Annotated in this window: 16 protein-coding genes; 9 read left to right on the top strand and 7 right to left on the bottom strand. The window is 68.3% G+C overall.

Annotated elements, in window-relative coordinates; all coding sequences use genetic code 11:
- Positions 1-52: 52 nt before the first annotated feature.
- A complete protein-coding gene (locus tag ACP7C5_RS12385; RefSeq protein ID WP_426264471.1) occupies positions 53-1,654 on the top strand; it encodes a M28 family metallopeptidase in 1,602 nt (533 codons plus the stop codon).
- Positions 1,655-1,777: 123 nt separating this feature from the next.
- Complete coding sequence (locus ACP7C5_RS12380; protein WP_426264470.1) at positions 1,778-2,614, top strand: NAD(P)-dependent oxidoreductase; 837 nt, start codon at positions 1,778-1,780, stop codon at positions 2,612-2,614.
- Here ACP7C5_RS12380 and ACP7C5_RS12375 read toward each other — a convergent pair.
- Genes ACP7C5_RS12375 through ACP7C5_RS12365 form a run of 3 tightly spaced genes read right to left on the bottom strand, consistent with a single transcriptional unit; the run spans position 2,524 to position 6,658 of the window.
- Positions 2,524-3,441 carry a DMT family transporter gene (locus ACP7C5_RS12375; RefSeq protein ID WP_426264469.1) on the bottom strand — a complete coding sequence of 306 codons (918 nt, stop codon included), beginning with the start codon at positions 3,439-3,441 and terminating at the stop codon, positions 2,524-2,526. The two genes, ACP7C5_RS12380 and ACP7C5_RS12375, sit on opposite strands and share 91 nt — an antisense overlap.
- The gene (locus tag ACP7C5_RS12370) at positions 3,438-4,439 is read right to left on the bottom strand and encodes a threonine aldolase family protein (RefSeq protein ID WP_426264468.1); all 1,002 of its coding nucleotides are present in this window, start codon (positions 4,437-4,439) and stop codon (positions 3,438-3,440) included. The genes ACP7C5_RS12375 and ACP7C5_RS12370 overlap by 4 nt, the downstream gene beginning before the upstream one ends.
- Before the next feature lie 44 nt (positions 4,440-4,483).
- A complete protein-coding gene (locus ACP7C5_RS12365; protein ID WP_426264467.1) occupies positions 4,484-6,658 on the bottom strand; it encodes a transglycosylase domain-containing protein in 2,175 nt (724 codons plus the stop codon).
- A 256-nt stretch (positions 6,659-6,914) separates the two neighbouring features.
- On the opposite strand from ACP7C5_RS12365, the gene ACP7C5_RS12360 reads away from it, so the two are divergent.
- Genes ACP7C5_RS12360 through ACP7C5_RS12350 form a run of 3 tightly spaced genes read left to right on the top strand, consistent with a single transcriptional unit; the run spans position 6,915 to position 9,053 of the window.
- On the top strand, positions 6,915-7,520 hold the full coding sequence (locus ACP7C5_RS12360) for an NADPH-dependent FMN reductase (protein WP_133191345.1): 606 nt from the start codon (positions 6,915-6,917) through the stop codon (positions 7,518-7,520).
- Positions 7,513-8,697, top strand: a complete 1,185-nt coding sequence (locus ACP7C5_RS12355) for a molybdopterin-dependent oxidoreductase (protein WP_426264466.1) — start codon at positions 7,513-7,515, stop codon at positions 8,695-8,697. The genes ACP7C5_RS12360 and ACP7C5_RS12355 overlap by 8 nt, the downstream gene beginning before the upstream one ends.
- The gene (locus ACP7C5_RS12350) at positions 8,694-9,053 is read left to right on the top strand and encodes a cytochrome C nitrite reductase (RefSeq protein WP_426264465.1); all 360 of its coding nucleotides are present in this window, start codon (positions 8,694-8,696) and stop codon (positions 9,051-9,053) included. Before ACP7C5_RS12355 ends, ACP7C5_RS12350 begins: the two co-directional genes overlap by 4 nt.
- Positions 9,054-9,060: 7 nt before the next feature.
- Here the strand turns inward: ACP7C5_RS12350 and ACP7C5_RS12345 are convergent, their stop codons facing one another.
- The 4 genes from ACP7C5_RS12345 to ACP7C5_RS12330 form a co-directional block, all read right to left on the bottom strand.
- A complete protein-coding gene (locus ACP7C5_RS12345; RefSeq protein ID WP_426264464.1) occupies positions 9,061-9,816 on the bottom strand; it encodes a sulfite exporter TauE/SafE family protein in 756 nt (251 codons plus the stop codon).
- Positions 9,817-9,928: 112 nt separating this feature from the next.
- Positions 9,929-11,113: a 23S rRNA (adenine(2503)-C(2))-methyltransferase RlmN gene (gene rlmN / locus ACP7C5_RS12340; protein WP_426264463.1), complete on the bottom strand. Its 1,185-nt coding sequence runs from the start codon at positions 11,111-11,113 to the stop codon at positions 9,929-9,931.
- A gap of 202 nt (positions 11,114-11,315) precedes the next feature.
- Positions 11,316-11,795 carry a hypothetical protein gene (locus tag ACP7C5_RS12335; protein ID WP_189676457.1) on the bottom strand — a complete coding sequence of 160 codons (480 nt, stop codon included), beginning with the start codon at positions 11,793-11,795 and terminating at the stop codon, positions 11,316-11,318.
- Positions 11,792-12,460 carry a histidine phosphatase family protein gene (locus ACP7C5_RS12330; RefSeq protein WP_426264462.1) on the bottom strand — a complete coding sequence of 223 codons (669 nt, stop codon included), beginning with the start codon at positions 12,458-12,460 and terminating at the stop codon, positions 11,792-11,794. Before ACP7C5_RS12330 ends, ACP7C5_RS12335 begins: the two co-directional genes overlap by 4 nt.
- 137 nt (positions 12,461-12,597) lie before the next feature.
- On the opposite strand from ACP7C5_RS12330, the gene ACP7C5_RS12325 reads away from it, so the two are divergent.
- The 4 genes from ACP7C5_RS12325 to recF all read left to right on the top strand — a co-directional run bounded on the left by ACP7C5_RS12325 (position 12,598) and on the right by recF (position 16,757).
- Positions 12,598-13,275 carry an outer membrane protein gene (locus ACP7C5_RS12325; protein ID WP_133191352.1) on the top strand — a complete coding sequence of 226 codons (678 nt, stop codon included), beginning with the start codon at positions 12,598-12,600 and terminating at the stop codon, positions 13,273-13,275.
- Between the two features lie 161 nt (positions 13,276-13,436).
- A complete protein-coding gene (dnaN, locus tag ACP7C5_RS12320) occupies positions 13,437-14,564 on the top strand; it encodes a DNA polymerase III subunit beta (protein WP_133191353.1) in 1,128 nt (375 codons plus the stop codon).
- Between the two features lie 254 nt (positions 14,565-14,818).
- Positions 14,819-15,607, top strand: a complete 789-nt coding sequence (locus tag ACP7C5_RS12315) for a Coq4 family protein (protein WP_426264461.1) — start codon at positions 14,819-14,821, stop codon at positions 15,605-15,607.
- A gap of 100 nt (positions 15,608-15,707) precedes the next feature.
- A complete protein-coding gene (recF, locus tag ACP7C5_RS12310; protein WP_426264460.1) occupies positions 15,708-16,757 on the top strand; it encodes a DNA replication/repair protein RecF in 1,050 nt (349 codons plus the stop codon).
- The last annotated feature ends 30 nt before the right edge of the window (positions 16,758-16,787 follow it).

Raw genomic sequence — 16,787 nt, 5'->3', positions numbered from 1 at the left:
TGTGCGTGCGCGGCGCTGTGCTACCGCGCTCGTACAGATGATGAGGGCAGACATGAAGATCCGGTTCCTTGCGCTGGCGGCGATCGCGATGACGCCGGCGGCGAGCGCGCAGGACGCGCCGCTGCCCGACGATCAGGCCGCGATGAGGGCGCATGTGCTGTTCCTCGCTTCCGACGCGTTGCGCGGGCGCGAGGCCGGGAGCCCCGAATACCGGATCGCCGCCGAATATGTCGCGGCGCAATTCTATGCCGCGGGGTTGAAGCCCGCAGGCGACGGCGGCAGCTATATCCAGAAGGTGCCGCTCGTCAGCTATCGCGCGGCGGACAAGGGCGACGTCGTGCTGACGCGGCCCGGGGCGGCGCCGCTCGGGCTGGTATTCGGCGAGGACTATATGCCAGGCGTGGTGGCGGGCGCGGCGCAGACCGCGCTCGATGCGCCGGTGGTGTTCGTCGGCTACGGGCTGGTCGCGCCCGATTACAAGCGCGACGATTATGCCGGCGTCGATGTGCGCGGCAAGATCGTCGCGTTTTTCGGCGGCGCGCCGCTCAGCTTCCAGAGCGAGGAGCGCGCGCATTTCTCGAGCCCCGCGACCAAGGCGGTGATCGCCGCGGCGCACGGCGCGGTCGGCGCGATCGTGCTCACGCGCGCGACGCTGCCGCAGGGCGGCGCGAGCTTCGACCGGCCGCGCACGACCTGGGCGCGCGCCGATGGGACGGGCGATTCGCCCGGCGTGCCGATCCTCGCGACGCTGAGTGGGACGGGCGCGGCCAAATTGTTCGCGCAGGCCAAGACGCCGTGGTCCGCGATCGCGGCGCGCGTTGCCGACAGCAACGCGACCTTTCGCGCGATGCCGCTCAACATCGGGGCGACGGTCGCGCTCAAGACGCGCTTCGAGCCTGGGATGAGCGGCAATGTTGCGGGGCTGATCCCCGGCAGCGACCCCAAGCTCGGCAAGGAAGTGGTCGTGCTGTCGGCGCATCTCGATCATCTCGGCGTCGGCACGCCCGATGCGAAGGGCGACGCGATCTACAACGGCGCCGAAGACAATGCCGTCGGCATCGCCGCGCTGATCGAGGAAGCGCGGCGCTTCAAGGCGTCGGGCAAGCCCCCGCGGCGCTCGATCCTGTTCCTCGCGGTCACCGCCGAGGAGAAGGGGCTGGTCGGTTCGGACTATTTCGCGAAGCACCCGACGCTGCCGATCCAGTCGATCGTCGCCGACGTCAATCTCGACATGCCGATCCTGTCCTATCCGTTCGAGGACATGACGGTGTTCGGCGCCGACCGCTCGACGCTCGGGCCGATCGTCGCGCAGGCGGTGGGGACGCTCGGCGTCACGATGTCGCCCGATCCCGATCCGGCGCAGGGGATCTTCGTGCGCTCGGACCATTATCGCTTCGTCCAGCAGGGCGTGCCCGCGGTGTTCCTGTGGCCGGGGCAGAAGGGGCCGGGCAAGGCGGCGACCGCCGATTTCTTCGCGCATCGCTATCACCAGCCGTCGGACGATCTGGCGCAACCGATCGACTGGCGGCAGGGCATCCGCTTCGTCGACGCCAATTACGCGATCGCCCGCGCGATCGCCGATGGCGATGCGCGGCCGCGCTGGAACAAGGGCGACTTCTTCGGGTTGCTCTATCATGGCTATGGCGCGAGATAATTTCGGTTCTCCGGCGAAGGCCGGGGCCCAGGCGGACGGACGGAATGGGCGAGCGCAACGGTCTTTGCAGCAGCCTGCGCTGCTGGGCCCCGGCCTGCGCCGGGGAACTGCTAAGGGCATGACATGCGTCTCCTGATCTTTGGACTCGGCTACACCGCGCAAGTGCTGGCCGCGCGGGTGCGCGCGGCGGGCTGGCAAGTCGTCGGCACGACGCGCGATGGCCGCGGCGACACGCTCCGCTTCGAGGACGGCGCCGCGATCGCGCGCGAGATCGCGGTCGCGACGCATGTGCTCTCGTCGGTCCCGCCGTCGGGCGAGATCGATCCGGTGCTTGTCTCCTACGGTCCAGCGCTCGCACGGAGCGGGGCGTGGCTCGGCTATCTCTCCTCGACCGGCGTTTACGGCGATGCGGCGGGCGCGTGGGTCGACGAAACCGCGCCGCTCGGCACCGGCCGACGCAGCGCACGCGCCGAGGCGGATCGCGACTGGCTCGCGCTCGGCGCGCGCGTGTTCCGCTTGCCGGGGATCTACGGCCCCGGCCGCTCGCCGCTAGACCGCGTCGCGAGCGGCGCTGCGCACCGCGTCGAATCGCCCGGCCAGGTGTTCAGCCGCGCCCATGTCGACGATATCGTGTCGGGCGTGATTGCGGGCTTCGATGCGCCGGCTGGTGCGTACAACCTCGCCGATGACGTGCCGGCGAGCCAGAACGACGTCATCGCCTTTGCCGCCGCCTTGCTCGGGCGCGATCCCCCCCCGTTCGTGCCGCTCGACTCGCTCTCGCCGATGGCGCGCGGTTTCTATGCCGAGAATCGCCGCATCGCCAACGCCAAAGCAAAGCGCGTGCTCGGCTGGCGCCCGGCGTATCGCGACTATCGCGCGGGCCTGCGCGCCCTCAAGGCGATGACCAGCCCGCCGATCACCAGCGCGGCACCGGCGCCCGCCAGCAGCGACCAGCGATAGCCCTCGAATAGCGTCGACAGGCACATCGCGATGACGGGAACGAGCACCCCCGAATAGGCCGCCTTGGCCGGGCCGATCACGCGCAACACCCCGAAATAGAGCGGGAAGGCGATCGCCGAGGCGAACACGCCGAGATACAGCGTCGCGGCAAGATAGGCGAAGGTGAGCTCGATCACCGGCGGACCCGTCGTCACCCACGCAAACGCCCCGTCGAACGTGGCGCCAAGCAGCATCGCGACCCCGAGCATCGGGATCATCGGATAGGCGCGCGCGGTCTGCGTCCCCTGCATCACGTTTGCCGAGGAGGCCGAGAAGATCGCGAGCAGCGTGAAACCGATCCCGGTCAGCGCCTCGATCGGCCCGTGCGGATCGATCCGGATCTCGCGCACGAACAGCAGCGTGACCCCCGCCATCGCCACCGCCATGCCGATAATCAGCTGCCGCCCGAGCTGCTGCCCCAGGAAGATCCGCCCGAACACCGCATTGGGCAGCAGCATCAGCGCGAACACCACCGCGACCAGCCCTGACGTAATGTGCATTTCCGCGCGATAGACGAAGTTGAAGTTGAGGCAGAATTGCGCGAGCCCGAGCACCGCCGCGAAGCGCAGCCCACGCGCATCGAGCCGCAGCGATTCACGCCGGATCAGCGCATAGCTGCACATGACAACGCCAGCGACGAGGAAGCGGTACGTCACCGACCAGCTCGCCGGCACCACGCCGAGCTGCCCGCGAATGACGAGCCAGGTCGAGCCCCAGATCAGCGTGACGATCCCGAACGGAATCAGGATCGCGAGCTTGCTCGAACTGGGCGCTGCCCCAGTGCTCAAAGCGCGGCGATCGCGTCGGCGAGCGGCCGGATGTCGGCGGGATCCTGGTTCCACGAGATGACGAGCCGCGCTTCGCCCGGGCCCCAATCGTAGAAATCGAAGCCGAGCGCGCGCAGGCTCGCGGCTTCGGCGGCCGACACGCGGATGAACACCTCGTTCGCCTCGACCGGATGCACCAGCCGGTCGCCCGCCGCGGCGGCGAGCAACGCTGCGCCGGTGTTGGCGTTACGCGCAAGATCGAGCCACAGATCGCCCTCGGTCATCGCGAGCAATTGCGCCGCGAGGTAGCGCCCCTTGCACAGCAGCATTCCCGCGCGCTTGCGGCGGTAGAGCGTCGCGTCGGCGAGCGCGGTATCGAAGAAGATCAGCGCCTCGGCGTTCATCCCGCCATTCTTGATGAAGCCGAAGCTCAGCGCGGTGACGCCCGCGCGCCACGTCACGTCGGCGGGCGCGCACTCGAGCGAGGCGACCGCATTGGCGAAGCGCGCGCCGTCCATATGCAGCCCGAGCTTGCGCGCCTTGGCGAGATCGCCGATCGCGGCGACCTCGGCGGGCGAATAGACGCGGCCATATTCGGTCGCGTTGGTGATCGAGATCGCATGCGGCTGCGTCTGGTGGACGTCGTAGCGCGTCGCATCGAGCACCGCGCTGATCGTTTGCGGCGTCAGCTTGGCGCCGTCGCCATCGGCGAGGAACAGCTTGGCGCCGTGCGTGTAGAATTCGGGCGCGCCGCATTCGTCATTCTGGATATGCGCGTCGCGGTGGCAGACGATGCTGCCGTGCGGCGGGCACATCGCAGCGAGCGCGAGGCAGTTCGCCGCCGTGCCAGACGGCACCCACAGCGCGCGCACCTCGGTTTCGAACAGCTCGGAAAAGCGCGCATCGAGCGCCTTGCTCCAGCGGTCGCCATCATAAGCGGTGTCGAGCACGTTGGCGTCGGCCATCGCGGTGAAGATCGCCGGGTGGACCGGGGCGGCATTGTCGGAAAAGAAGCGCATGCCGCGGTCTTGCGGATGGGCGTGCGCGGCGTCAACTCGTGCGATCAGCGATCGTCCTGATAATCCCGGTAGTCGCGTCCACCACGGTCAGGCTCGCGCCCGAAATCGCGGGGCGGGGCGCGCTCTTCGGGGTCACTCCGCCGACGATCGCGCTCGTCGGGCCGGTTCGACTGGAAGTCGAGTTCGCCGTTGCGCAAGCGCACACGGCCGATCCCGGGGATTTCGCCCTCGACCGGCGGAATGTTCGACGGATCGAGGAAATTCTCGAGCGTCTCGCCAATGCCGTTGGCGGCGTCGGGGTCAACCATTTCGTCTTCGGCGGGCGCGGCGACTTGCGCGGCACCGACTCCCAGCGCCTGCTGCATGAAATCACGCCAGACGCGGGCCGGCACGCCGCCGCCCGACAGGCCGGCGTTGGGGGTATTGTCGTCGTTGCCGACCCACACGCCGACGACCAGCCCGTTGGCGAAGCCGACGAACAGCGCGTCGCGGCTATCCTGCGTCGTGCCGGTCTTGCCGTAGGTCTTGACCGAGAGCGCGGCCGCGCGGCCTGTGCCGGTCTCGGCCGAGGCGGAGAGCAAATCGAGCATCTCGTCATGCAGCGTGCCGTCGAGCGCGTGGCTGCGATCGGTCAGCGTCGCGAGCACGCCGCGCTCGGGCGGATCCTCGAGCCCGCGCGGGCGCACCGGATATTGCTCGGCGGCGACCGCGGCATAGGCCGCCGTCAGTTCGAGCAGCGACATGCTCGACGTACCGAGCGCGATCGTCGCCTCATTGGGGATCGGGGTCGAAACGCCGAGGTCGCGCGCTGCCTGGATGACCTTGGCGACGCCGACTTGCTGCGTGATCCGCGCCGCCGCGACGTTCGACGAGCGCGCGAACGCCTGGCGCAGCGTGATCGGGCCGAGATAGCGCCCATCGGCGTTCTTGGGGCTCCAATTGGCGATCGTGATCGGTTTGTCGTCGATCACCGAATCGGGCGTCATCCCGCTGCGCATCGCGGCGAGATAGACGAACAGCTTGAACGCCGATCCCGGCTGGCGCTGCGCCTGTGTCGCGCGGTTGAATGGGCTTGCGGCATAGGAGCGCCCGCCGACCATCGCGACGACGCGTCCGTCGGGGCGCATCGCGACGAGCGCGATCTGCGCCTGTTTGAGGCCAGCGCGCTTCACCGCGCGCTCGGCGGCGGCCTGGAGGCGGCGGTCGAGCGTCGTGCGGACGGTCGATTCGGTGGCGATCTCGCCGGCATGGTCGCGCGCGGCGGGGAGCACCCAGTCGGCGAAATAGGTGCCGTTGGGGAGCGGGGCCTTCGCTTCGGGAACGACGCGCGCGGGGCGGACGCCCGCGGCTTCGTCCTTGTCGAGCAGCTTGGCGTCGACCATCGCCGCGACGACGAGCCGCGCGCGATCGCGTGCGCCCTGCAGGTTGGTCGTCGGCGCGAGCTTGGAGGGCGCCTTGACCAGCCCGGCGAGCATCGCCGCCTGGCCGATCGACAGATTCTCGGGCTTCCTTGCGAAATAGTGTCGCGCGGCGGCGCGCAGGCCATAGACGTTGTCGCCGAAATAGACGTTCGACAGATAGCGCGAGAGAATCTGGTCCTTGGTCAGCCACGCCTCGAGCCAGAAGGCGATCATCACTTCGCGGATTTTCCGCGCGGCGGTGCGGTCCGAATCGAGGAACGCGTTCTTGGCGAGCTGCTGCGTGATCGTGCTGCCGCCCTGGTCGCGTCCCTTCGACGTCACATTGTGGAAGAAGGCGCGTGCGATCCCGCGCGGGTCGATCCCCCAATGCGAGCGGAAGCGCCGGTCCTCGATCGCGAGAAACGCGTTGGTGACGTTTTTCGGGAGCTTGGCCGCGTCGACCGGCGCGTCGATCACCGCACCGCGCCGCGCGAACGGCCGTCCGTCGTCGGACAGCAAGGTGATGCTTGGCGGCGTCGGCGGCTGGAGCGATTTCGACAAGGGCGCGGTCACCGCGAGCCAGCCGACCGCGAAGACGAACAGCACGATCAGCCCCGCAACGCCGCGCATGATCCAGCGCGTGATCGTGCGGCGCCGGGCGGTGGGAAGCCGTGCTGCGTAGCGCTCGTAATCGAACGGCGGCTGCGGTGGATAGCCGGGATCGATGCGCCGCTCGGGCGGCGGCATGCCGTGCGTCAGTTCGAGCGCATCATCGGCCTGGCGCGAGTCCGCGTCGCGATCGGAGGAGAAGAAACGCATGACTAGATCCCGCAACGACGAGTGTGTGTATTAGTCATGTAGAACAGATGGGGCAAGCGGGGAGGCGACATTGCCAGGCCTGTAGCAGCCGACTGGCGGCCAAGCGAGCCGTTCCCCGCGCGGCGCACGGCGATCGCTTGCCGAATCCGGGCGGCGCAGCGTAGGGTCGCCGGCGACTTCCACCTTGAGGTGGACCCCTGACAACGCTATCAGAATAGCGTCGGGCGGTCGCGCCCCTCTGCCGAAAGCCTTGTTCATGTCCGACGCTCTCTCTGCTTCGCCTGTCGCCGGCCAGCCCCTGGTGGTGGGGATCGGCGGGACGATCGGCGGCATCTCGTCGACCGAGCGCGCGCTCGCGATCGCGCTCGAGGCGGCGGGGCAGGAGGGCTTCCGCACGCGGCTGTTCGGTGGCGCCGAGATGGGGCGGCTGCCGCTCTATGACCCCAAGGCGACGTCGCGCACCGCGGAAGAGCGCGATTTCGTCGATACCATCCGCCAGGCCTCGGCGTTGATCATCGCCTCGCCGGGCTATCACGGCAGCATCTCGGGCGTCGTCAAGAATGCGCTCGATCTGCTCGAGGAAACCGCGCGCGATCCGCACCGGCCGTACCTCGCCGACATGCCGGTCGGGCTGATCGCGACGGCGTATGGCTGGCAGGCGACGGGGAGCACGATCGCGGCGCTGCGCTCGATCGTCCACGCGCTGCGCGGCTGGCCGACGCCGTTTGCCGCCGCGGTCAATTCGCAAGTCACCAAGTTCGATGACGAAGGCGGCGCGAACGACCAAGCGGTGCTCGACCAGCTGCGCATGGTCGGCCAGCAAGTCGCGCGCTTTGCCCCGCTGGCGATCCAGCATGGATGACGCGTTGCGCCAGCAGATCGGCCGACGCGGCGCGCTCGCGCTCGGCGCAGGCGCGCTGGCGAGCAGCCCGCTCTGGGCGCAGTCGCTCGTCGATCTCGGCTTTTCCGAGCAGGATGGCCGACGCCCGCTGACCGATGCCTTTCCCGGCAAGACGGGGATGATCCTCCAGCGCACGCGCGGGCCGTTGCTCGAAACGCCGATGGCGGCGTTCGACGGCGCGCTGTCGGACGATCCGGCGACGCCCAACGACCGCTTCTTCGTCCGCTGGCACTATGCCGACATTCCCTTGGCGGTCGATGCCGCCGCGTTCCGGTTGCAGATCAAGGGCGCGGTCAACCGCGCGCTGTCGCTGTCGCTCGATGCGATCCAGAGCATGCCCGCGGTCGAGATCGCCGCGGTCAACCAATGTTCGGGCAATTCGCGCGGGCTGTTCGGCCCGCGCGTGCCCGGTGCGCAATGGGGCAATGGCGCGATGGGGCATGCGGTATGGACCGGCGTGCGGCTTGCCGACCTGCTCGACCGCGCGGGCGCGAAGGGCAGTCATGTCAAATTCGCCGGGCTCGACCAGCCGCCGGGCGATGCGCCGTGGTTCGCCAAGACGCTGACGCTTGCCGAGGCGCGCAGCCGCGACGTGATCGTCGCATACGGCATGAACGGCGTGCAGCTCCCGCTGCTCAACGGCTTCCCGCTGCGGCTGATCGTTCCGGGCTATTATTCGACCTATTGGGTCAAAGCGCTCGATTCGATCGACCTGCTGACCGGCCCCGACACGGGCTATTGGATGGAGAAGGCGTACCGCATCCCGACCGCGCCGCGCGCGAGCGTCGTCCCCGGCGCGAAGGATTTCCCGACTGCGCCGATCGGGCGGATGCTGCCGCGCGCGTTCTTCACCAAGGCCGATGCACAAGCCGTGCGCGGGATCGCGATGGGCGGCGATGCCGGCGTCGCGAAGGTCGAATGGTCGATCGATGCCGGCAAAAGCTGGCATGCGGCACAGCTTGGACGCGATCACGGGCCGTACGGCTTCCGCCGCTGGGCCGCGGCCCTCCCGCGCGGCAGCCACACGGTCGCGGTGCGCGCGACCAATGTGCGCGGCGTCAGGCAAGTCGCCGACCCGATCTGGAATCCCGGCGGCTATATGCGCAACGTGATCGAAACCGCGAAGGTTACCGTATGAGCCGCGCGTTCCCCCTTGTTGCGTTGCTGCTTCTGCTCGGTGGGTGCCAGCGTTATGCCACGCCAGGCGAGACGCGCACGAGCGGCGGCGGCGCGCGCGCGATTGCGCTGAGTTCGCAAAGCATCACGCTGCCGACCGAAAGCGTCACCTTGCCTGCGAGCGCCGAGATCGTCAGCACCAATTGCACCGCGTGCCATTCGGCCGAACAGATCCTGACGCAACCTCGGCTCAAGCCCGAGCAATGGGCCGCCGAAGTCGCCAAGATGCGCACCGCCTACAAGGCGTCGATCGCCGAGGCTGACGATCCAAAGCTCGTCGCGGCGCTGGTCGCGCTGCAGGATGGCACCGCGCGCTGAGCGCGGTTCAGCCGTAGGCGCGCCAGAAGAAGACGCCCGTCGTCACCGCGGTGACGAGCAGCGTCCACGCGCGTACCACGCCGGCGGGCAGCCGCTTGCCGAGATGCGCGCCGCCCCAGCCGCCGAGCATCCCGCCCGCCAGCATCGGCAGGCACGCGCTCCACGCGACCAGCCCGACCGCGATGAACACGATTGCGGCGGCGGCATTGGCGACCGCGAGCATCAGCGTGCGCGGCGCGAACAGCGCGCGCGGCGAGACCCCTGCGAGCAGGCCGTAGACCGCCGTCGTCATCAGCCCGACGCCGCCGCCGAAATAGCCGCCGTACAGACCAAGCAGGCCTTGCGCGACGATCAGCGTCCGCTGCCCGATCGCGACGCGACGCCGTAGCGCATCGGCGGCCGTCTTGCCGAAGGCGATCACCAGGAAGGCGAACAGCAACAGCCAGGGAATGACGAGATCGAACACATGGCTCGGCGTGAGCGCGAGCAGCGCGCTGCCCGCCAGGCCACCGACGAAGGTGATGGCGACGAGCGTGCGCAAGCCCACGCCGCCGATCGGGCCGAGCTCGGTGCGGAACGCCCAGGCACTCGTCGCCGCGCCGGGCAGCAGCGCGACGTTCGAAGTCGCGTTGGCGGTGTTGGCGGGCAGGCCGAGCGCGATGAGCGCAGGCAAGGTTGCGAAGCTGCCGCCGCCCGCAAGCGCGTTCATCGCACCGCCGAGAATGCCGGCGCCAGCGGCCAGCGCTATGGTAGGCAGAGTCACCCGTACCTCGTCATGCCGGGCTTGTCCCGGCGTCCACCGCGCCGCACATCCTGCCCATGTCGCTCTTGCTGCACGCTGGACCCCGGGACAAGCCCGGGGTGACGAAGCGAGGTCAGTCGAGCGCCGCCAGCTTCGCCTCGGCCTGGCGGTCGAGTTCGGCGCGGCTCATCTTCTCGCTCGCGGTCTTCAACTGGCCGCACGCCGCATCGATGTCGCGGCCGCGCGGGGTGCGCACCGGCGCGCTGATGCCTGCGTCGAACACGATGTTCGAGAAGGACTTGATCCGATCAGGCGTCGAGCATTCATATGGCGCGCCCGGCCACGGGTTGAACGGGATGAGGTTGACCTTGGCGGGCAAGTCGTAATGCTTGAGCAGCCGGACGAGCTCGCGCGCATCGGCGTCGCTGTCGTTCTTGTCCTTGAGCATGACGTATTCGAAGGTGATCCGCCGCGCATTGTTGGTGCCGGGATAATCGGCACACGCCTGCAGCAATTCCTCGATGCCGTATTTCTTGTTGATCGGCACCAGCTCGTCGCGGACTTCCTTGGTCACCGCGTGGAGCGAGATGGCGAGGTTGACCGAAATCTCCTCGCCCGCGCGCGCCATCAAGGGCACGACGCCCGAGGTCGAGAGCGTGATGCGGCGGCGCGACAGGCCGAGCCCGTCGCCGTCCATCACGATCTTTAAGCCATCGCGGACATTGTCGAAATTGTAGAGCGGCTCGCCCATGCCCATCATCACGATGTTGGTGAGCATCCGCCCCTCGGGCTGGCTCGGCCATTCGCCGAGCGCGTCGCGCGCCAGCATCACCTGGCCGACGATCTCGCCCGCGGTCAGGTTGCGGACGAGCCGCATCGTGCCCGTATGGCAGAAGCGGCAGTTGAGCGTGCAGCCGACCTGGCTCGACACGCACAAGGTTCCGCGGTCGGCGTCGGGGATGAACACCATCTCGTAATCGTTGCCGTCGTCCGACCGCAGCAGCCATTTGCGCGTGCCGTCGTTCGACACCTGCGCCTCGACGACTTGCGGGCGCGAGATGACGAAGCGTTGCTCGAGCCACGGCTGCATCGTCTTGGCGATGTCGGTCATCAGCGCGAAATCGCGCACGCCGCGATTGTAGATCCAGTGCCACAGCTGTTTTGCGCGCAGCTTCGCTTGCTTGGGGTCGAGCTGCGAGGTCTCGAGCGCGAGCCGCAGATCGGCCTTGGACAGGCCGAGCAAGTCGATACGCCCATCGGCGCGCGGCACGAAGGCGCGGGGCACGGGCACGGGGTCGATATGGCCGGGAATGGCCATGAGGGTGGTCGCGGAGTTGGGCATGCGCTGGCACATAGCGTGTTTCGGCGGGTTTTTCTACCGGGGTGCGTTTCGCCGATCAGCGTATTGACCAACACCCCGTCACCCTCGCGAAAGCGAGGGTCCCGCTTCTTCTTATGACGCCGACAAAGTAGCGGGATCCCCGCTTTCGCGGGGGATGACGGAGGAAGTAGGTCGGCCGCTAGCGTCCCACACACCCGAGCGACGCCGCGTCGATTGCGGTCGCCGCGCCACGCAAGGCATAGACGTCGGCGAACGGCGCGCCGCTCTTGGCGAGCGTCTCGACGCTCATGCTGCGGCTTGAGCGAAGCGCGGCGATGATCGCGGCGTCGGTGCGCCGGTCGGGTGCCCAGGCGTCGGCATTGCCCGCGACGAGTTCGAAGCGCCGCTCGCCGATCGACAGTGTCACGCGCGATTGCGGATTGCGTTCGCGGCTCAGCCGGATGTGGAGCTGGTTGCGGATGCCGCGACCGGGCCAGCTCGCGATGCTCGCGAACGGGCGCCAGCGCGATGCGCCGCCCGCCTCGACCGGCTGCGCGATCGCATAGCAGCTGAGCGGCGCGGCATCGGTGAATGCGCCCCAGCGATCGAACACGCCGAGCGAATCGCGCGCCGCCGCGGGCGTCGCGACCATTAGTGCAAGCAGCGCCAGGCGCTTCATGCGGGGGCGTGGCCCATGCCGCGATGCACCAGCGACTCGACGCCGTGCTCGATCGCGACGACCGATCCTTGCGGCAATCCCGGCGCTGCGGGCGCGCCATATCCGGGCAGATCGGCCGTGCCGGTCATCACACCGCGCAAAACCCGGCTCGAAATTCCGTGCATGATGACGAGCCGGTCGCCGCGATCGCCCTCGGTATCGGTCAGCCATCCTGACACACGCGCCACAATCTCTGGATAGGTTTCGCCATCTTCTGCCGGGAACAGCAGCCCGTGCGCGTGATCGACGACCTTGACGCCGGCATCGGCCAAGTCGGCATAATAGGCCCCGCCCCAGCTCCCCGTGCCGATCTCGACCAGCCGCGCGTCGGTCCGCGCGGCGTGCCAGTCGAGCTCGAGATGCTCGGCAATGATCGCCAGCGTCTGCAAGGCGCGCCCGGTTGGCGAAGACCATAACGTCAGTGCCGGTTTCGCTCCCAGATGCGCGCGCAGTGCCCGCCCCATCTCGTCGGCCTGGGCGAAGCCGGCGCGCGTCAGCGGGGTGTGTGGATGGTCGCCCTGCAGCCGCCCGGCGGCGTTGAACACCGTCTCGCCATGCCGCGCGATGAAATCCCTCCCCGTTCTTTTGGGGCCGCTTCGTGGCGGCTTGTGGGCGTTGGAATCCATGGCGTCGCTTTCAACCCCGTGTGGCGCAAAAGCAACGCTTTATCCCGTTGTCTGAGGTTCATGCAACGGCCTGCGCCGTCACCTATTTGAGCAGTCCCACCAGGGATCGGTGGATGTGTACCAATGGAGTTACCCCAATGCGCAAGTTCGCTCTCACCGCTGCAACCGCAGCGCTCACGCTCGGCCTGGCCGCTCCGGCCTTTGCCCAGGACGGCCCCCCGCCGCCGCGTGACGACGCAACCTTCACCGGTGCCCGTGCCGGCGTGATCCTCGGCTATGACAAGCTGCAGCCCGGCCGTGGCCCGAATTCGGACATCGGCAGCAACCGCAAGGCCGACGGCCTGACCTATGGTGGCGATATCGGCTATGACGCCGCCTTCCACGGCGTCGTGCTCGGCGTCGAGGGCGAAGTGACGGGGTCGACCGCCGACGTCAGCAACGCCCCCACCAGCGCCGGCGCGCTCGGCTATGGCCGCGTCAAGACCGGCCGCGATCTGTATGTCGGCGGGCGCCTCGGCTATGTCGTCGCCCCCAAGACGATGATCTACGCCAAGGGCGGCTATACGAACGCCCGGCTCGATCTGACCGCGAACAACGGCACCGTCACCACCGGCAACCACTACAACCTCGACGGCTACCGCGTCGGCGCCGGTGTCGAGCAGAAGATCGGTCGCACCACCTACGCCAAGGTCGAATATCGCTATTCGAACTATGGCGATGCGCGGCTCGAATACGCCAATGGCGGCAACACCAACAATTTCAGCGTCAACACCGACCGTCACCAGGTCGTCGCTGGTGTTGGTGTCCGTTTCTGAAGCAGACCGGCAAGCTTTTGCCGCGACAAGAAGGGGGTCGGAGCGCTTGCTCCGGCCCCTTTTATGTTTAAGGAAAGGGACACGGCGTATTGCCCCCCGATGTGCTGAAAAGCGCGCAGATTCGGTGGGATGTTTGGGCGATCTTTGCCCGGGGGAACGACATGAAGGCGACGATCGAACGCGCGACCCTGTTGAAGGGCCTCAGCCACGTGCAAAGCGTGGTCGAACGGCGCAATACCATCCCGATCCTGTCGAACGTGCTGATCGAGGCTACGCCTGAGGGCGGCCTCAAGCTGATGGCGACCGATCTCGACTTGCAGATCAACGAGACGATCGCCGCCGCGGTCGACCAGCCCGGCGCGACCACGGTGTCGGCGCACACTTTCTTCGACATCTGCCGCAAGCTTCCCGAGGGCAGCCAGGTCAGCCTCGCCGCGGCCGACGGCAAGATGACGATCATGGCCGGCCGCGCGAAGTTCCAGCTCGGCACGTTGCCGCGCGACGATTTCCCGGTGATCGCCGAGGGCGAACTGCCCGTCTCGTTCGAGCTCCCCGCCGAGACGCTCAAGCAGATCATCGACAAGACGCGCTTCGCGATCTCGACCGAGGAAACGCGCTACTACCTCAACGGCATCTTCTGGCACGTCTCGGATGACGGCGGTGCAGGCGGGGCAGGCCCCGTGCTCAAGGCCGCTGCAACCGACGGCCACCGCCTCGCGCGCGTGACGATGCCGCGGCCCGAGGGCGCCGAGTCGATGCCCGACGTGATCATCCCGCGCAAGTGCATCGCCGAGCTGCGCAAGCTGCTCGACGAGGTCGACGGTTCGGTCGGCGTGTCGCTGTCGCCGACCAAGATCCGCTTCGACCTGGGGCAGGCGTTGCTCACGTCCAAGCTGATTGACGGCACCTTCCCCGATTACAGCCGCGTCATCCCAACCGGCAACGACAAGATCCTCAAGATCGACCCGCGCAGCTTCGAGGAGGGCGTCGATCGCGTCTCGACGATCGCGACCGAGAAGACGCGCGCGGTCAAGATGGCGCTCGATCGCGACAAGATCATCCTGTCGGTGACGTCGCCTGAAAACGGCACGGCGGCCGAAGAAGTGCCCGGCGAATATGTCGCGCTCGGGTTCGAGATCGGTTTCAACAGCCGCTACCTGCTCGACATCCTCGGCCAGCTCGAGGGCGACACGATCGAAGTCCATCTCGCCGATGCCGCCGCCCCGACGCTGATCCGCGAAAACGACAAATCGTCGGCGCTGTACGTGCTCATGCCGATGCGCGTCTGAGGTCGCAGGCCGCTCGAGCCACACCGCGAGACGTGGCCGTTGGGCCGTTCTTGCGGGGTCGGCACGTGCGGCCCGCACTATTTTAGCGCTAATGCTTCCTCGCCAGCGGCAGGGCGACGTTCGTTTTGATCGACCGGCCGATCGCCCTCTCCGCGCCGCTCGCTCTATGGCAGCTGACGGCCTCGAAGCATCGCCGATATTGACACTTTGCGTGTCATCGCTTACTGACAACCCTGTCAGTAGAGGATTCCCGCATGGCGAAGCTTCCCCCGTTCCCCGGCACGACTGGACGGCGCGATTGGCGCACCGCTTTTGACGCGATTCGCAAATTGCTCGCCAATGGCGACGATACGACACAAGTTTTCCGCATCATGCGCGCGCTCAACGTCGGCAACGCGCCGCGTAACTATGCGCGCCTGATCGCCACGAGCGACGGCGGGCGGCTCGCGAGCGAGCAGGTCGAATTGGCCGCGCGTCTGGGCGATCCGACGTTCGTCGCTGGCTTTGCGCCCGGCACGGTCGGTGGCGCCTATCGCGATTTTCTCGCGACGACGGGCTATTCCGCCGATGGTCTGGTCGAGGTCAGCCAGATCGTCAGCGAGGATCAAGTCCAGCATCCGTATGCCTGGTTCGGCCGCCGCGTTCGCGACACGCACGACATCTGGCATGTGCTGACGGGCTACAAGGCCGACGAGAGTCTGGGCGAGGCATGCCTCGTCGCATTCTCCTACGCGCAGGTCGGAGGGCTGGGCTGGGCGTTCATCGGTGGCGCGGCGGCGTTGAAGAGCCTCAAGGTGACGCATGGCACGCTGTTCGCAAAAGCGGTGTGGGAGGGCTATCGCCTCGGGCGGCGCGCGCGGTGGATTTCGGGCGAGGATTACGAGCGCCTGCTCGCCGAACCGCTCGACGCAGCGCGGGCGCGGCTCGGCATCGCGACGCCGCACGCCTATCTCAAGGCGCAGCGCGAGCTTGGGCCGGAGCTCGCTTCCTATCTCAGCACGCGCGGCGACGCGGTTGCGGTACCCGAACGGCTTGCCGCCTGAGGCGACCACCCGGCCGGCCTGATCGGTTTGCCACGGCGTCGCCGGGCGGCGATGCAAAAGGCGGGTGGCACAGCGTGAAAACCGGCTAAGGCACGCAGCGATGCTGACGCGCCTCGTTCTGACCGATTTTCGCAACCATGCCGACCTGACGATCGCCGCAGGCCCAGGCTTTGTCGTGCTGACCGGCGAGAATGGCGCGGGCAAGACCAACGTGCTCGAGGCGGTATCGCTGCTCGCGCCCGGGCGGGGCTTGCGCCGCGCGGGGCTCGGCGAAATGGCACGCCAAGGCGGGGCAGGCGGCTTCGGTGTCGCAGCCGACCTGCTCGGCGATGTGGCGATCGCGACGGGCACGCAAGCCGCGGCGCCCGAGCGGCGGATCGTTCGCGTCCAGGGATCGCCCGTCGCTGCGACCGCGCTCGGCGAATGGCTGACGGTGCTGTGGCTGACCCCGACGATGGACCGCCTGTTCGTCGAACCTGCGGGCGAGCGACGCCGCTTCCTCGACCGGCTGACGCTCGCGCTCGCGCCGGGGCACGCGGTCCACGCCAATCGCTACGAGGCGGCGATGCGCGCACGCAATCGGCTGCTCGCCGATGACCTGCCGCCCGATCGCGAATGGCTGTCCGCGCTCGAAGCGCAGATGGCCGAGCACGGCGCGGCGATCGATGCGGCGCGGCGCGACACGGTAACGGCGCTTGCCGATCGCCTGGCGGGGCAGGCCGATGGTCCGTTCGCGCGCGCCGGGCTTTCGCTCGAGGGGTGGACCGGCGGTGGCGCGACGCTCGCCGTCGATCTTGCGCAGAGCCGTGCGCGCGATGCCGCTGCGGGGCGAACGCTGATCGGGCCGCATCGCGCCGATCTGGCGGTGACGCATCTCGGCAAGAACCAGGCGGCGGGTCTCTGCTCGACCGGCGAGCAGAAGGCGCTGCTGCTCGGCATCATTTTCGCGCATGCCGAGCTCGTCGCCGAACGGACCGGCAGCGCGCCGGTGCTGCTGCTCGACGAAGTGGCGGCGCATCTCGATCCGGTGCGGCGCGCGGCGTTGTTCGACCGGCTCGCGGGCTCGGGTCAGGTGTGGATGACGGGGACCGAGGATGCGCTGTTCACCGATCTCGGGCGCGACGCGGTGCGCCTCACGCTCGGCGGCTGAACGCAAGCTGTCGAGGGAACTCACGCCGCG

The organism is Sphingomonas sp. PWP1-2 (genome assembly GCF_049898305.1).
In the GTDB taxonomy this organism is placed as follows: Bacteria; Pseudomonadota; Alphaproteobacteria; order Sphingomonadales; family Sphingomonadaceae; genus Sphingomonas; species Sphingomonas glacialis.
This window is presented reverse-complemented; position numbering and strand designations above follow the sequence as displayed.

Bases quoted from the DNA above. Each gene is read 5' to 3' on its own strand.
- ACP7C5_RS12330 (WP_426264462.1), bottom strand. From the start codon at position 12,460: ATGGATTCCAACGCCCACAAGCCGCCACGAAGCGGCCCCAAAAGAACG.
- ACP7C5_RS12385 (WP_426264471.1), top strand. From the start codon at position 53: ATGAAGATCCGGTTCCTTGCGCTGGCGGCGATCGCGATGACGCCGGCG.
- ACP7C5_RS12380 (WP_426264470.1), top strand. From the start codon at position 1,778: ATGCGTCTCCTGATCTTTGGACTCGGCTACACCGCGCAAGTGCTGGCC.
- ACP7C5_RS12365 (WP_426264467.1), bottom strand. From the start codon at position 6,658: ATGCGTTTCTTCTCCTCCGATCGCGACGCGGACTCGCGCCAGGCCGAT.
- ACP7C5_RS12335 (WP_189676457.1), bottom strand. From the start codon at position 11,795: ATGAAGCGCCTGGCGCTGCTTGCACTAATGGTCGCGACGCCCGCGGCG.
- ACP7C5_RS12315 (WP_426264461.1), top strand. From the start codon at position 14,819: ATGGCGAAGCTTCCCCCGTTCCCCGGCACGACTGGACGGCGCGATTGG.
- ACP7C5_RS12355 (WP_426264466.1), top strand. From the start codon at position 7,513: ATGGATGACGCGTTGCGCCAGCAGATCGGCCGACGCGGCGCGCTCGCG.
- ACP7C5_RS12350 (WP_426264465.1), top strand. From the start codon at position 8,694: ATGAGCCGCGCGTTCCCCCTTGTTGCGTTGCTGCTTCTGCTCGGTGGG.
- rlmN (WP_426264463.1), bottom strand. From the start codon at position 11,113: ATGGCCATTCCCGGCCATATCGACCCCGTGCCCGTGCCCCGCGCCTTC.
- ACP7C5_RS12325 (WP_133191352.1), top strand. From the start codon at position 12,598: ATGCGCAAGTTCGCTCTCACCGCTGCAACCGCAGCGCTCACGCTCGGC.
- dnaN (WP_133191353.1), top strand. From the start codon at position 13,437: ATGAAGGCGACGATCGAACGCGCGACCCTGTTGAAGGGCCTCAGCCAC.
- ACP7C5_RS12370 (WP_426264468.1), bottom strand. From the start codon at position 4,439: ATGCGCTTCTTTTCCGACAATGCCGCCCCGGTCCACCCGGCGATCTTC.
- ACP7C5_RS12360 (WP_133191345.1), top strand. From the start codon at position 6,915: ATGTCCGACGCTCTCTCTGCTTCGCCTGTCGCCGGCCAGCCCCTGGTG.
- recF (WP_426264460.1), top strand. From the start codon at position 15,708: ATGCTGACGCGCCTCGTTCTGACCGATTTTCGCAACCATGCCGACCTG.